This window comes from Sulfurimicrobium lacus (genome assembly GCF_011764585.1).
GTDB classification, from domain to species: domain Bacteria; phylum Pseudomonadota; class Gammaproteobacteria; order Burkholderiales; family Sulfuricellaceae; genus Sulfurimicrobium; species Sulfurimicrobium lacus.
In genome coordinates this window covers 1,421,867-1,435,979 of record NZ_AP022853.1, presented here as the reverse complement: position 1 = coordinate 1,435,979, position 14,113 = coordinate 1,421,867, and the positions used below count along the sequence as shown (strand labels likewise).

The following is a 14,113-nucleotide window of genomic DNA, read 5'->3' as shown; positions in this document are numbered from 1 at the left end:
TGGACTGAGCCACAGCACCGACAAGGAGAACGAAATGAAAGAATCCGTCACCATCAAGAACATCGAAGCCGCTTTCGCCGGCGAATCCATGGCCCATATCAAGTACATGTACTTCGCCAGGATGTGCCGCGCCCAGGGCGACGAGGCCACCGCCAAGGTGTTCGAGGAAACCGCGGCGCAGGAAGTGCAGCACGCCTTCGGCCACCTCGACCTGCTGTTCCCACGCGAAACCATGAACCCGGCGCGCTGTCTGGAAATGGCGATAGCCGGTGAGACCCACGAGTACACCGAGATGTACCCGTCGTTCCGCCACGCCGCGGTGGAAGAGAAAAATCATGCGGCGGTCGCGGAAATCGACGCGCAGATCGCGGAATCCCGTGAGCATGCGGAAAACTTCATCGCCACGCTGGAAAAAGCCGCCAAGCGCTTCGCCGCGCTGGCCAAGGTGGAAGAGAAGCACGCCAATCATTACCGCGAGACCCTGGCCGGCATCAGGGCCTGAAGAACAGACTTGCAAAACAGCCCGTCAGCCTCATTTCGATGCATCGGATGTTTTGCGCAATTACCCCAATATTCAAGGAGCTGAAAATGAAAAAGTACCAATGCGTAGTATGCGGATGGATTTACGACGAAGTGGCCGGTGCGCCGGACGAAGGCATCGCCCCCGGCACGCGCTGGGACGACGTGCCCGACAGCTGGGCCTGCCCGGACTGTGGCGTGAGCAAGTCCGACTTCGAAATGGTGGCAATCTGAACCAACGGCGCGGGATAAGGAGGCAGCCGCTTCCTTTCCCACCCGCAAGGAGAATGAGATGAATCCCCTGATCATCATCGGCACCGGCCTGGCGGGTTATACCCTGGCACGGGAATGGCGCAAGCTCGACACGACGACGCCGCTGCATCTGCTGACGGCGGACGACGGCAGCTTCTATTCCAAGCCCATGCTCTCCAATGCCCTGAACGGCAAAAAGACGGCGCAGCAGCTGGCCACCAAGAGCGCCATGCAAATGGCGCAAGAACTCAACGCCGAGATCACACCCCACGCCAGCATCAGCGCCATCGATGCGGCGCAGCGCAGCATCACCGTCAACGGCCGGAGCATGGCCTATTCCAGCCTGGTGCTGGCGCTGGGAGCCGACCCCATCCGCCTGCCCTTGCAGGGCGACGGTGCGGACGCGGTCATGTCGGTGAACGATCTGGGCGATTACGCGCGCTTCCGCGCGGCGCTGGAGGGCAAGCAGCACGTCGCCATCCTGGGTGCCGGGCTGATCGGCTGCGAGTTCGCCAACGACCTGCTCGCCGCCGGTTACCGCGTGGACATCGTCGACCCCGGCGACCGGCCCCTGAGCACGTTATTGCCGGCCGAAGCCAGCGCACAGCTGCAAAATGCGCTCGGCGAGTTGGGGGTGAGCTGGCACTTCGGCACCAAGGCCGAAAAAGTCGAGCGCACGGAAAACGGCTTGCGCCTCACGCTGTCCGACGGCTCGGCCCTCGACGCGGACGTCGTGCTTTCGGCCATCGGTCTGCGCGCCCGCACCGCCCTCGCCGCGTCGGCCGCCCTCGACATCAAGCGCGGCATCGTCGTGGACGACCAGCTCAAGTGCAGCGCGGACGGCGTCTACGCCCTCGGCGACTGTGCCGAGGCGCAAGGCAAGGTCCTGCCTTTCGTCATGCCGCTGATGCAGCAAGCGCGCACCCTGGCCAAGGTGCTCTCGGGCACGGCCGCGGAACTGGCTTATCCGGTCATGCCGGTGGTGGTAAAAACGCCGGCCTGCCCGCTGGTGGTCTGCCCGCCCGCGCCGGGCACCAGCGGCTCATGGCAGGTGGAGCGGACGGAACAGGGCGTGCGCGGACGGTTCGTGGGCGACGCCGGAAATCTGTGCGGCTTCGCGCTGACCGGCACGCATACGGCGGAAAAGAACGCCCTGGCGCAGCAGATCGGCGTTTGAACCGGGCAAAATCAGTCAGCCACAGAGAACACAGAGTTCACAGAGAAAACGGCTAGTCAGATATGGGGGGTCTTTTGCGCCACGCCCAAAACGTGGCGAAATCCGCTTCATCTCTGTGAACTCTGTGTTCTCTGTGGCCTGAATTGCCGCTTTAATTACGCCCTGCCCACCGGCAGGGCGGTCTTGTCCACCACGCGGCGCATCACGAAACTCGAATGCACGCCGCTGACCCCCTCGATGCGCGTAATCTTGTTGAGCAGCAGTTCCTGGTAAGCGTCCATGTCGCGCACCACGGCCTTGAGCAGGTAATCGGCGTCCTGGCCGGTAATCAGCAGGCACTCCATCACTTCATCCAGTTCGCCCACGCGCGCCTCGAAATTGGCGAATCGCTCCGGGGTGTGGCGGTCCATCGAAATCTGGATCAGCACGGTGAGCGTGAAGCCGAGCTTTTTCGCATCCAGCAAGGCCCGGTAGCCGGCGATCAGACCGTTCTCCTCCAGCGCTTTCACCCGGCGCAGGCAAGGCGAAGCCGACAGGCCGATGCGCTCGGCCAGATCCTGGTTACTGATGCGCCCTTCCTCCTGCAGCACTTCGAGAATGCGCCGGTCGTAACGGTCTAGCTCCATATTCACTCCCTTTGGTATATGGCACTTCTATTTCAACATTATACGCAATTATATTGCGCGATTTCCACTTATCAAAGGCATATTCGCAAGCACATTTCGCGCCGAGCGGTTTAATCTTTCTCCAACTCGTAAACCCAGGGAGCAGATACCGTGAAAACCTTCGACCACACCAAATACCGCCCTGCCGCAGCAGTGCCGATTCGCCAACGCCAGTGGCCGAACAACACCATCACGCGCGCGCCGCGCTGGGTCAGCGTGGACCTGCGCGACGGCAACCAGGCGCTGCTCGAACCCATGGACGTGGCGCGCAAGCGGCGCATGTGGGCCTTGCTGGTGAAGCTCGGCTTCAAGGAAATCGAGGTGGGTTTCCCAGCCGCGAGCCAGCCCGATTACGACTTCATCCGCTGGCTGATCGAGGAACAGCAGATCCCCGCCGACGTCACGGTTCAGGTGCTGACGCAGGCGCGCGAGGAGCTGATCGTGCGCTCGTTCGAGGCCTTGCGCGGGGCGAAGCGGGCGGTGATGCACGTCTACAACTCCACCTCCACGGTGCAGCGCGAGCGGGTGTTCGGCAAGGACCGCGCCGGCATCACGGCCATCGCGCGCAACGGCGCGGCGTGGGTAAAGCGCGAGGCGGAAAAATACCCCGCAACCGAGTGGGTGTTCGAATACACCCCGGAAAGCTTCACCAGCACCGAGCCCGAGTACGCGGTGGAAATCTGCGAGGCGGTGCTCGACGTGTGGCAGCCGACGCCGCAGCACCCCTGCATACTCAACCTGCCGACCACGGTCGAGTCGGCCACGCCCAACGTGTTCGCCGACCAGGTGGAGTATTTCGCCACGCACATCAGCCGGCGCGACAGCATCGTCCTCTCGGTGCACACCCACAACGACCGCGGCTGCGCCGTGGCGGCGGCGGAACTGGCCGTACTGGCCGGCGCCGACCGGGTCGAGGGCACCCTGCTCGGCAACGGCGAGCGCACCGGCAACATGGACATCGTCACCATGGCGATGAACCTCTACAGCCAGGGCGTGGACCCGGAGCTCGACCTCTCCAGCCCGGACGAAATCCTCCAGGTCTACAGCGAGTGCACCGGTTTCTCAGTCCATCCGCGCCATCCGTGGATCGGCGAACTGGTTTACACCGCCTTCTCCGGCAGCCACCAGGACGCGATCCGCAAGTGCCTGCACCAGCAGCGGGCGGACGAGCCGTGGCAGGTCGCCTACCTGCCCATCGACCCGCGCGATCTGGGGCGCGACTACCAGGCCGTCGTGCGCGTCAACAGCCAGTCGGGGAAGGGCGGCGTGGCTTTCGTCATGGAGCGCGATTACGGCCTGCACCTGCCGCGCTGGATGCAGGTGGAGCTGGCCCAGCTGGTGCAGCGCGCCAGCGAGGAACGGCGCGGCGAGATCGACAGCGCCACCATTCACGGGCTGTTCATGCAACATTTCGTCGTCGACCAGGCACCCGTGACGCTGGAAGGCTACCGGCTGGACCGTCGTGACGGCCGCGACGTCATCGCCGCGCATGTCGCCGAACAGGGCGCCGCACACCAGTTGCACGGCGCGGGCGAAGGCGCGCTTGCCGCCTTCGTCGACGCCTGGATGCGCCATGGTGGACAGCGCCTGAACGTGGTGGATTACAGCGAACACGCGCTCGCTTCGGGCACCGATGCCGAGGCGGTCGCCTACGTGCAGCTCAGCATCGACGGCCGGCGCGCTCGACCACGACACGGTGAGCGCGTCGCTCAAGGCGGTGCTCTCGGCGCTGAATCGCGACCGGGAATCGCAAACAGAAATATTCGTGGAGGATGAACAACATGCCTGACTTTTCCCAGATGGCCGCGAGCTATCAGCAGCGCGCAGTGGTCCAGCAATCGGCAGGCGAAACGCTGCTGGAGATGCTGGACATCAGGCCCGGCGAAGATGTTCTCGACCTGGCTTGCGGCCCCGGCGCCCTGACCGCGCGCATGCGCGAGCGCACCGACGGGCGGGTCGTCGGCTGCGACGCCGCAGCGGGAATGATCGCCGAGGCTCGCTCACGCCATGGCAGCGCCGGCATCGAATTCGTCGCGTCCGATGCAGCAAGATTGCCGTTCATGGCCGAGTTCGACGCGATCTACTGCAACTCCGCATTTCAGTGGTTCGACGACCCAGCCTCCGTGCTGACCGCCTGCCTCGATGCGCTTCGCGCGGGTGGCAGGATGGCGATGCAGGCGCCGGCGAAGAAAGAATTTTGCCCCAATTTCGTCGCTGCGGTCGGCGATTTGCACCGTCACGAGGACACGCGGGAAGCTTTCGCCCGCTTCAGGTCGCCGTGGCGGTTTCTGGAGAATGCCGAGAATTACGCCCGCCTGTTTGCCGATGCCGGCTTCACCGTCGCGGAAAGCCGCATGGAGGCCGTCGTCAACCGCTGTTCCGCGCAACAGGCGATGGAAATCTTCCTCTCCGGCGCGGCGGTAGCTTACTTGAATCCGCATCATTATCGAGGCGACGTGCCGGCGGACTTCTTTTCGCGCGCTGCGCAAATCGTCGCCGCCGCGCTGGAGCGCCAGTGCGGCAGCGACGGCATGGTAGAGCTGACGTTCCACCGTGTCTTCGTGCTGGCGCACAAGAAATAGCAGGGATGTCTGCGGGCCAGTGCGGATTGCAGCATGAACGCTTAGCCGAAATCCCCGCTCTGCCAGCGCAGCAGCCGCCCCATCATGCGGCGGTAGTGGGAGCCGCGCCAGTACACCCGGCCGCACCTCGGGCAGCGCATCAGGGGCTGGCCCGAAAGGCGCACGTCGTCCGGCACCCGGCCGATATCCACCTCATTCAGCACTTCGAGGAAAGCGTTGTCCAGGATGCAGCGAAAAAACGCATGCCCCGCCCAATCCATCGTGAAGCATTCCTGCAACTCCCGAGCCTGTGCATCCAGCTCCGCATGCGCCAGCACCACCAGCCGCCCCCGCGCCGCCTTGTGATCCTGAATTTTGCGGTCCATCGTCAACAGCCAGCGCCCCTCCTCCACTGCCTGGCGTATGATATCCCGGTCCGGCGCAGTATCGGCAGCCAATGCCGTGTCATAACCCGCTGCGCGCAGGTAGCGTGCCAAGCGCGCCAGCATCACGTCGCACATGAAACGCGGCAATGGCTCGGACAGGGAGATGTTTTCAGAACTTATCCGCATTTATGATTGTCACTAAAACACAGAAGTGGTTTTTCTAGTTGCTAGCTCATAAGCCTTTCCAACAGCAATAATTTTCCGATGGAGGTTCGACATGTTCAAGCGTACTTTAATTTCGGCCACGGTAGTGGCACTTTGCTCTGCCGCAGCGGCCTCGTGGGCTGCCGACCCGGCTGCTGCGCCAGCCCCGGCGCAGCAGCAAATGCAACCGCGCGACCAGATTTATGGCAGCCAGTTGATGACAACCCAGGAGCGCATGGAATACCGAACCAAGATGCGCGCCGCCAAAACCCAGCAGGAACGCGAGCAAATCCGGGCCGAGCACCACGCCAGGATGCAGGAGCGCGCCAAGGAAAAAGGCATGACCCTGCCTGATATGCCGCCGGCTGGCATGGGCGGTGGCATGGGTCCGGGCGGCGGTATGGGTGGCGGTGGCGGCATGGGTCCGGGCGGTGGAGGTATGGGCGGCGGCATGGGTGGTGGTCCACGCCGCTGATTTCCATTTTCAAATTCCAACCCCGCCCATGGCGGGGTTTTTTGCACCAGCGCGAAGCAAATTTATCCCCTCCTGCACCAGCATCTGGCCTGGCACTTCAGCGCAACTTCAATAACATACTGAATTCATTGAAACAACAAATCTGGCACAACGCTTGCTAGTACAACGGCATCTAAATAACTTCCGGAGTAGAAGGTGAGCATTGCGACGTTGATCAGGGAACTCGGGCGTGGCCAGGCCAGTCTGGCGGAAAGCGAAGCCCATAGCCTGTTCGCGGCCATGCTCGACGGCGGGGTGGAAGATCTGGAACTGGGCGCCCTGCTTTATGCCTTGCGCACCAAGGGTGAAAGCCTGGATGAACTGCTGGGTTTCCAGCGTGCAGTCGAGGAGCGGCTTTATAAACTCAAAGCGCCGCATGACGGCATAATGCCGGTCGTCATCCCGGCATACGGCGGCGGACAGGAAACCGCCAACCTGCTGCCGTTGTTCGCCCTGCTGCTGCAGCATTTCGGCATTCCGGTGCTGCTTCACGGCACGCTGGAAAATCACGACGGCATGGCGGCATCCTATGTCCTGCGCGAACTGGGCATCCTGCCTTGCGTCAGTCTGTCGCAAGCTCAGCATGCACTGGACCAGGAAGGGCTGGCATTCGTGCCGACTGCGGTGCTCTGCCCGGGACTGGCATCCATGCTAAGCCTGAGAAACCGCCTGGGATTGCGCAACAGCGCCCACCTCATGGTCAAGCTGCTGCAGCCCTTCAGCGATGCTGGCCTGCACCTGGTCAGCGCCAGCCAGCCGGACTGGCTGGAACAACTGAGAACCTACCTGCTCGCGACAGAGGCGCACGCCCTCCTGTTGCAGAGTTGCGATGGCGAGCCTTTTGCCAATCCCATGCAACGCCCGCAGCTGGAACACCTGAACCAGGGAAGCTGCGAAATACTCTTCGAGGCGGAACGCAGCCCCACCCGCAGCAGCCCCAACCTGCCCAAGGCCGCGAGTGCAGCAGCAACGGCACTCTGGACGAAGCAGATTCTGGCAGGAGAAGTCCCCCTTCCCCTGCCGCTGGTCAATCAACTGGCGTGCTGCCTTTACGGCACCGGCTACGCCCAGGACATGAACCAGGCCAAGGCGATTGCAGCCATAGAAGCCGGCGGCCTGGCCGCCGCCTGACCCTGCCTGCCCTCCCTTCGGATGCGAAATCGCGCCAAAAGGCGATTGATTTACTCAACTATTGCCGCCAGCAGGGTTTTTAGGTAAACTAATTCTAAATCGCTTAGTCGCCACAGGCAGGAAGCTCTTTCCTGCCTGATTTATTTAAAACCCTTCAAGGAGTTAACATGGAACATCAACTGCCCGCTCTGCCTTATGCCATGGATGCACTGGCGCCCCACATGTCCCAGGAAACGTTCGAATACCACTACGCCAAGCACCATCAGGCTTACGTTACCAACCTGAACAACCTGATCAAGGGCACCGAATACGAGAACCTCGACCTCGAAGCCATCATCAAGAAAGCACCGGCTGGCGGCATCTACAACAACTCCGCCCAGGTGTGGAACCATAGCTTCTTCTGGAACTGCATGAAGCCGAACGGCGGCGGTGCCCCGACCGGCGCGCTGGCTGACGCCATCAACAAAAAATGGGGCTCCGTGGACGAATTCAAGAAAGCCTTCCAGACCTCTGCCGTAGGCAATTTCGGTTCCGGCTGGACCTGGCTGGTGAAGAAGGCCGACGGCTCCGTCGACATCGTCAACATGGGCGCCGCCGGCACCCCGCTGACCACCGGCGACAAGGCCGTGCTGTGCGTCGACGTCTGGGAACACGCCTACTACATCGACTACCGCAACCTGCGTCCGAAGTTCGTCGAGACCTTCCTGAACAACCTGGTGAACTGGGACTTCGCGGCGAAAAACTTCGCCTGAACAAGCACCACCTGATTCGCGAGATTGAGCTCGCAATCGCAGAGGGCATCCTGAAAAGGGTGCCCTTTTTTTATTCCGGCAAGTGGAATTTACTTTCGAGTTTTCTCTCAACGCTCGGATCTATTCCGAGCATTGATCGCAGAATAGTTTTCCAGCCTACCTCACCCAGGCAATGGGTTGACATTAATGTGCTTTTGCTGTGTATAGCCGCAGCCGCTACCATGAGAGCATGGCTGACGTTTCTCCCACCGTACAAAATCATCGGCTTCTCTTGTGGAGTGCAGTGGCGGTCGTTTTTCTGGGGCTCGCGCTCCAGTTCGTATCCTTCACCCGTTTTCTTGATTTCAAGTTGCTGGACGCGCAGTTCTCCCTGATGCGCACTTACTGGCCGAATACCTTTCCGCATGATGTGGCTGTCGTCGGCATCGACGAGGAAACCATGCGTCGCCTGCCGGAGCCCATTGCCCTGTGGCACCCTCACTTGGGGCGTTTTCTGGAAGCCATGGCCAGTGCCAATGTTCGTGCGGTCGGGTTGGACATCGCTTTGCCGGAAAGCTCCTACGATTTCATCGTGCCGGGTAGCGACATGGCCTTGCTCAAGGGACTGCTGGCGATGCGCAGAGGCACGCCGCTAGTACTGGGAGTGACGGTAGCTGCGGACGGCAAGCCGCGTCACATCTACCCACCTTACCTGGCTCTGGCCGGAGAAGGGGGAGCAGGTTACCTGTTGTGGCCGGTGGATGCCGACCAGACTGTGCGGCGCTTCGACGAGCGGCAGGGGGTGAGCGGGACCGCGGTACCCACTCTTGCTGGTCAGATGGCGCGCCGCTTGGGCGCCAACCCGCAGCCCGGCCTAGTGGACTATGCCCTGGGTAGCCGCTTCAATTATGTTCCCCTGTGGCGGGTGCTCGACTGGCAGGCTTCGGGTAATGCCCAAGCGCTGCATAATGCTTTTGCCGGACGACCAGTGCTGCTCGGCAGCGTGCTGCCCTTCGAAGACCGCCACAAGCAGCCAGTCAATCTGGCAGGATGGGAAGATAACGGCGGCGTCGCGCCAGGAGTGCTGATCCACGCCCAGGCCCTGCGAACTCTGCTGGGGCCAGGTTCCATCAAAACGGTGCCAATGCCGGTAGTACTGCTTCTCGCGCTGACCGGAGCCATGCTGTTGTGGCTGGCGGGCAGGCGGATTGCTGTCGGCGCCGCCCTGGTCGGAGCCATGCTGGCGATTATGCTGGTCGTCGCGACTTGGGGTCTCGCCAACAACTGGTATCTTCCCGCCGCCGGGCCGATGCTGGCCGTCGTGCTGGGGTTCTCGCTGCGTGTCGGCACTGAAGCCTGGCGGGAAATGGCCGAGCGGCGTCTATTGCGCCGCGCCTTCTCGGGTTATGTCAGCCCCCATGTGCTGCGGGAGATTCTGGAAGGCCATCTGGCGGACAGCCTTGGTGGTAGCCGCCGGCATGTTTGCGTGCTGTTCGCTGATATCCGCGACTTTACCACCCTGAGCGAAGCCCTCTCCGCCGAGGAAGTCATCGGCCTGCTCAATCGCTATTTTGCCTACATGACGGCAGCGATCCACCAGCAGGAAGGCACCGTGGACAAGTTCATCGGCGACGGCATCATGGCATTCTTCGGCGCTCCCAATACCGTTGAACACCCGTCGCGCCGCGCCTTCGCCGCCGCCCTGGATATGCTGGAGAAACTCAAGATGCTCAACGCCGAACTGGCCGCCGAGGGGCAGGCGACCATCCGTATCGGCATCGGGCTGCACGTCGGCGAGGCCGTGGTGGGCCACGCCGGTTCCGCAGAACGACACGAATATACCGCCGTCGGCGACGTGGTGAACGTTTCCTCACGTATCGAGGACCTGACCAAGCCCACTGGCTATGCTTTAGTGTGCAGCGCGGCGGTCATGGACGAACTGGAAAATTCGGAAGGCTTTATCTCGCTGGGCGAGCAGCCCCTTAAAGGTCATACACCCAGGGCTGTGTTCGGCTGGAAAGCATCAAGGAATAAGGAGGCAACATGAGAAACTTTCTACTCATCGGCCTGGCGGCCGTGCTGTTCTCCGCCGTGGCCGCAATTGCAGCGGATCGGCCCGCCATGGTTATCGATTTGCAAGGCAAGGTGACACTTGAAAGCGGCGGAGGTGCGGGCGGCATCGGCATTCTGTCGACCCTGTCTGCTGGGGCAACACTGACACTCGGCCCGCAGGCCAGGGTGGTGATGGTATACCTGAAGTCCGGCGACGAGTATGAACTGGCCGGTCCTGGCCGCTACCAAGTGGGCGTCGTAGAACCTGAAGCCATTTCGGGTGCCAAGCCCATCAAGCACAAGACCGCCCTGGCAAGCTACGGTGCAGGACGCATCAATCCCATGGGCAAAGTCCAGGCCGGCCTGGTGATGCGCGGGGGCACCATCAAATCGTTACGGCTTCTGGAGCCTTCAGGCAGTCTTGTTTCCAGCGAACGTCCAACGTTCCGCTGGGAAGCAGTGCCGGGTGCCAAGTCCTACCACTTCGAACTGGATAACGACACTGGGGCCACTATGGCTGAAGGCACTGTCAATGAGCCGGTCTTCAGCTTGCCTGCCGGCGTGGTCCTCGCGGAAAAGATGCCGTATAGCTGGGGCGTAGAAACTTCTGTAGACGGCCGTCAATACGCCAAGTGGCACCAATTCAGCGTACTGGACAAGGGTGAGCGCGAACGGCTGGAGAAACTCAAGCCAGGGGACAACGCCACGTTTGGCGAACGCGTACTGTACGCGGCCATGCTTGAGGAGATGGGCTTGCGGGAAGATGCGCGGCCGTTGTGGAAGACGCTGGCGATGGAGCGCCCCGACGACACCCGCTTGCAAGCGCTGGCAGGGGATTGATGAATATCTTTTCCCACCGACATTTCCAGGCTGCCGTGCTTAGCCTGTTGCTTGCCGCTCAGCCTGTTTGGGCGGCTGGCGCCATTAATGCGAAGCCACAGGTATCCCAATTCAAGGGGCTTATGGAGGGAGCCAAGGTCAAGCTGGGAAAAGCGGATTTTGCAGGTGCCGAGAAGCTGGCGCGTCAGGCTCTGGATTTCGCCCGTGTCAGCTTTGGTGACGATGCTTTTCGGGTGGCCAATGCCTGCAACTTGCTGGGCAAGGTGCTGAACGCGGAAGGGCATTTTGCCGAAGCCGAAGGGTTATTCCGGCAGGCGGCGGAGCAGCGGCGCAAGACACTGGGCGAGGAAGATGCGCGAACTGCCAATAGCTTCGTTTTTCTGGGCAAGGTGCTGGCAGGTATGGGCAAGCTGGCAGAGGCAGAACAGGCGTTCCAGGAAGCGCTACGCATGCAACAACGCTACCGCGCCCAGAACGACCCGGACATTGCCAAGACACTCAACAGCCTCGCCAAGCTTAACATCGATCTCGGCCATTACACCGAAGCGGAGTCCGGGGCGAAAAAGGCCCTGCAACTTGTGCAAGAGGCTTATCCGGGGAGAAAGCATCCCACCGCCGCCAAGAGCCTGCGACTGCTTGCCATGGCCGTGGCCAAGCAGCCTTCGCACCTGGAAGAGGCCGAATCTTATGCCCGCAGGGCGCTGGCTATGGAGGAAGCGTTGAGTGGCCCCGATCATCCGGACACAGCACGCAATCTTAATATTCTTGGTAACCTGCTGCTTCAGCGCGGCCAAGTAGACGAGGCCGAGCCGCTACTACGGCGCGCTCTGGCCAGCGAAGAAAAAATGCTGGGCGCGGACCATGCCGATACGGCCAAGACCATGGCAAACCTGGCGCGTCTCTTGGCTGGCAAGGGCCGTCACGACGAGGCGGAAACCCTGTTCCGCAATGCCCTCGACATCGCCCGCAACGCCGGGCAGCTTCAGCAGCAAGTGCAGTACGCTCGGCAGCTTGGCCGTTTCCTGGCGAAGCGTGGAAGGACAAAGGAGGCCCTCGTTCCCTACCGCGAGGCCGTCGATACCCTTGACCGCCTGTATGCCTCCACCCGTGGCCTTGCCGAGGACAGCCGCGAGAGCTTCATCGCCCAGTACGCACCGGTGTACCGCGAGATGGTTGACCTGCTGCTACACCTCAACCAACTTGTGCCGCAGGGCGGCTATGACCAGGAAGCACTGGCGGTGGTGTCCCGCACCCAGAGCCGGTTGTTCACCGACCTCATGCGGCAGGCAGACGTGGCCACTTTTGCCGGCGACAACCGTTTTACCATGCTGAAGCAGCGACGCGACGAGCTGCTGGTTACCCTTACCAGCCTGCGCCAGGTCCTGGCGACCAGTGCGTCCGAAGCGGATGCGGAGGACGACAGCGAAAACGACGACACTGGAGATACACAGGCATCCGGCCGGCACCAGCGCAAGGCCCTGCTGGAACACATCCACGCTGCCGAAACCGAGCTGAAGCAGGCCGATGACAGCCTGTGGCAAGCCTATCCCCGCTTCATGGAACTGGTCGCCCCGCGCCCCGTAACGGTAACCGAGCTGCAACAAAAACTGCTGCATCCGGGCGAGGCCTTGGTAAGTTTCTACCTACTGCCCGACAAGGCTGTGCTGTTTGCGGTGACGCCCCAGCGCTTCACGGTGACCACCAGTGACGCCGGCGAAGATTCGGTAGCTCAGCGGGTGCTGTCCTTGCGCCAAGCAATGACCAAGATGGCGTCGGGCGCGCCGGTGAACGTCCTGCGGGGCTTCGATCCATCGGTGCTTGCATCCCTCTACCACGACCTGTTCGCACCGATGGAAGGCAGCATCGGCAAAACGGAAAAGGTTTTTGTGGCAGCGGACGGCCCGCTTTACACCCTGCCACTGGAAATGCTGGTGACGCGCTACGAAAAACCGGAACACCAAGCCTTCATCGCCGCGCGAAAGCTGGCGGACGGCAGCCTGGCACACCCGCTGCTGGCGGAATATGCCACCTTGTCCTACCTTGGGCAGCAGCGCCGCTTCGCCTATTTACCCAGCTTGGCGGCCCTCGCCTCCTTGCGCCAGCATCCCAAGTCCGCGCCAAAAAATGTCCTCAGCATGGAACTGGTGGCCTTTGGCGACCCGCTTTACGCCCCTCCCTCCAAGGACATGTCGCCGCTCGCACCGGACGCGCTGCCGGTGCGCAGAGTGCGAGCCGGCTCTTCGTTCCTGCCGCCGCTGCCCGAAACGGCCGATGAGGTGCGTCAGGTAGCAGCCCTGATCGGCGGGAAGAGCCGAATTTTCCTGGAAGCGGAGGCCCAGGAACATACAGTCAAAACCCTCGACCTGCGAAATACTCGCTACCTGCTGTTCGCCACTCACGGCCTGCTGGGCGGCGATTACCCTGGCACGGGCAATCAGCCGGCGTTGGCGCTGACCATGACCGGTGACCTCCAGGGCGAGGACGGCTTGCTGACCATGAAAGAGGTACTTGAGAATCTCGACCTCGGCGCCCGCCTGGTGGTGCTATCCGCATGCAACACTGTGGGCGAGGGTAGCCGCGCCGCTCGCGGCGAAGGTTTTGCCGGCCTCACTCGTGCCTTCATGTACGCCGGCGCGAAAGGGTTGGTGGTGAGTCATTGGAGCGTGGAAAGCTCCTCGACGGACGAGTTAGTGAAACAACTTTTTACCGCCCTCCGGGAGGGGCAGCCACCCTGGAATGCTCTGGATAGCGCACGGCACAAGCTGGCCGGCGAATCTTTTGCGGTCGGAAAACAAATAGTTTCCCGCGCCCATCCCTACTTCTGGGCGCCATTCGTGTTCGTGGGGGACTAGTCACCGGGAAGGTTTGGGCGGCAATTTTCCGCAGGGTCTCATCAGGGTCGCGTGGGGCAGGTACGCACGTAAACCAAGGTTATATCGCGAGGATAGAGCGACCGCCAAGCCATCGGCGGGATCTCGCTCAACTTTCCCTTGGTGACAAAATTATTGCCGTACTTGCACGTATAATGCTGTCCGCCGCCTGTAATTCAGCGCCGAGAAACGCCGCAATCAGGCTTAAGAC

General features: G+C 61.9%; 13 protein-coding genes. 11 read left to right on the top strand and 2 right to left on the bottom strand.

Annotation, left to right across the window (positions count from 1 at the left end; translation table 11 throughout):
* The first annotated feature begins 34 nt into the window (after positions 1 to 34).
* The 3 genes from SKTS_RS07210 (at position 35) to SKTS_RS07200 (ending at position 1,948) form a co-directional block, all read left to right on the top strand.
* Positions 35 to 502 (top strand): rubrerythrin family protein, encoded by a 468-nt coding sequence (locus SKTS_RS07210; protein WP_173062439.1) that lies wholly within the window; start codon positions 35 to 37, stop codon positions 500 to 502.
* 86 nt (positions 503 to 588) lie between these two features.
* Positions 589 to 753: a rubredoxin gene (locus SKTS_RS07205; protein ID WP_173062436.1), complete on the top strand. Its 165-nt coding sequence runs from the start codon at positions 589 to 591 to the stop codon at positions 751 to 753.
* 58 nt (positions 754 to 811) lie between these two features.
* Positions 812 to 1,948 carry an FAD-dependent oxidoreductase gene (locus tag SKTS_RS07200; RefSeq protein WP_173062433.1) on the top strand — a complete coding sequence of 379 codons (1,137 nt, stop codon included), beginning with the start codon at positions 812 to 814 and terminating at the stop codon, positions 1,946 to 1,948.
* Between the two features lie 155 nt (positions 1,949 to 2,103).
* Here the strand turns inward: SKTS_RS07200 and SKTS_RS07195 are convergent, their stop codons facing one another.
* Positions 2,104 to 2,574 (bottom strand): Lrp/AsnC family transcriptional regulator, encoded by a 471-nt coding sequence (locus SKTS_RS07195; RefSeq protein ID WP_173062430.1) that lies wholly within the window; start codon positions 2,572 to 2,574, stop codon positions 2,104 to 2,106.
* Positions 2,575 to 2,724: 150 nt separating this feature from the next.
* On the opposite strand from SKTS_RS07195, the gene leuA reads away from it, so the two are divergent.
* Together leuA and SKTS_RS07185 are read left to right on the top strand one after the other, a co-directional pair.
* Entirely contained in the window at positions 2,725 to 4,389 is a 1,665-nt protein-coding gene (leuA, locus tag SKTS_RS07190; RefSeq protein ID WP_173062427.1) for a 2-isopropylmalate synthase, read from the top strand.
* 5 nt (positions 4,390 to 4,394) lie between these two features.
* Positions 4,395 to 5,195, top strand: coding sequence for a class I SAM-dependent methyltransferase (locus tag SKTS_RS07185; RefSeq protein WP_173062424.1), 801 nt, complete (start codon positions 4,395 to 4,397; stop codon positions 5,193 to 5,195).
* A gap of 41 nt (positions 5,196 to 5,236) precedes the next feature.
* On the opposite strand, the gene SKTS_RS07180 is transcribed toward SKTS_RS07185, so the two are convergent.
* A complete protein-coding gene (locus SKTS_RS07180) occupies positions 5,237 to 5,746 on the bottom strand; it encodes a Mut7-C RNAse domain-containing protein (RefSeq protein ID WP_173062422.1) in 510 nt (169 codons plus the stop codon).
* 91 nt (positions 5,747 to 5,837) lie between these two features.
* Here SKTS_RS07180 and SKTS_RS07175 point away from each other — a divergent pair, with 91 nt between their 5' ends.
* From SKTS_RS07175 to SKTS_RS07150, 6 genes are all read left to right on the top strand, one after another.
* The gene (locus SKTS_RS07175; protein ID WP_173062419.1) at positions 5,838 to 6,239 is read left to right on the top strand and encodes a hypothetical protein; all 402 of its coding nucleotides are present in this window, start codon (positions 5,838 to 5,840) and stop codon (positions 6,237 to 6,239) included.
* A 195-nt stretch (positions 6,240 to 6,434) separates the two neighbouring features.
* Entirely contained in the window at positions 6,435 to 7,409 is a 975-nt protein-coding gene (gene ybiB / locus SKTS_RS07170) for a DNA-binding protein YbiB (RefSeq protein ID WP_173062416.1), read from the top strand.
* A 167-nt stretch (positions 7,410 to 7,576) separates the two neighbouring features.
* Positions 7,577 to 8,161, top strand: a complete 585-nt coding sequence (locus SKTS_RS07165; RefSeq protein WP_173062413.1) for a superoxide dismutase — start codon at positions 7,577 to 7,579, stop codon at positions 8,159 to 8,161.
* 283 nt (positions 8,162 to 8,444) lie between these two features.
* Entirely contained in the window at positions 8,445 to 10,187 is a 1,743-nt protein-coding gene (locus SKTS_RS07160) for an adenylate/guanylate cyclase domain-containing protein (RefSeq protein WP_173062410.1), read from the top strand.
* The gene (locus tag SKTS_RS07155) at positions 10,184 to 11,032 is read left to right on the top strand and encodes a hypothetical protein (RefSeq protein ID WP_173062407.1); all 849 of its coding nucleotides are present in this window, start codon (positions 10,184 to 10,186) and stop codon (positions 11,030 to 11,032) included. Before SKTS_RS07160 ends, SKTS_RS07155 begins: the two co-directional genes overlap by 4 nt.
* Complete coding sequence (locus SKTS_RS07150) at positions 11,032 to 13,884, top strand: CHAT domain-containing protein (protein ID WP_173062404.1); 2,853 nt, start codon at positions 11,032 to 11,034, stop codon at positions 13,882 to 13,884. Before SKTS_RS07155 ends, SKTS_RS07150 begins: the two co-directional genes overlap by 1 nt.
* Positions 13,885 to 14,113 lie beyond the last annotated feature (229 nt).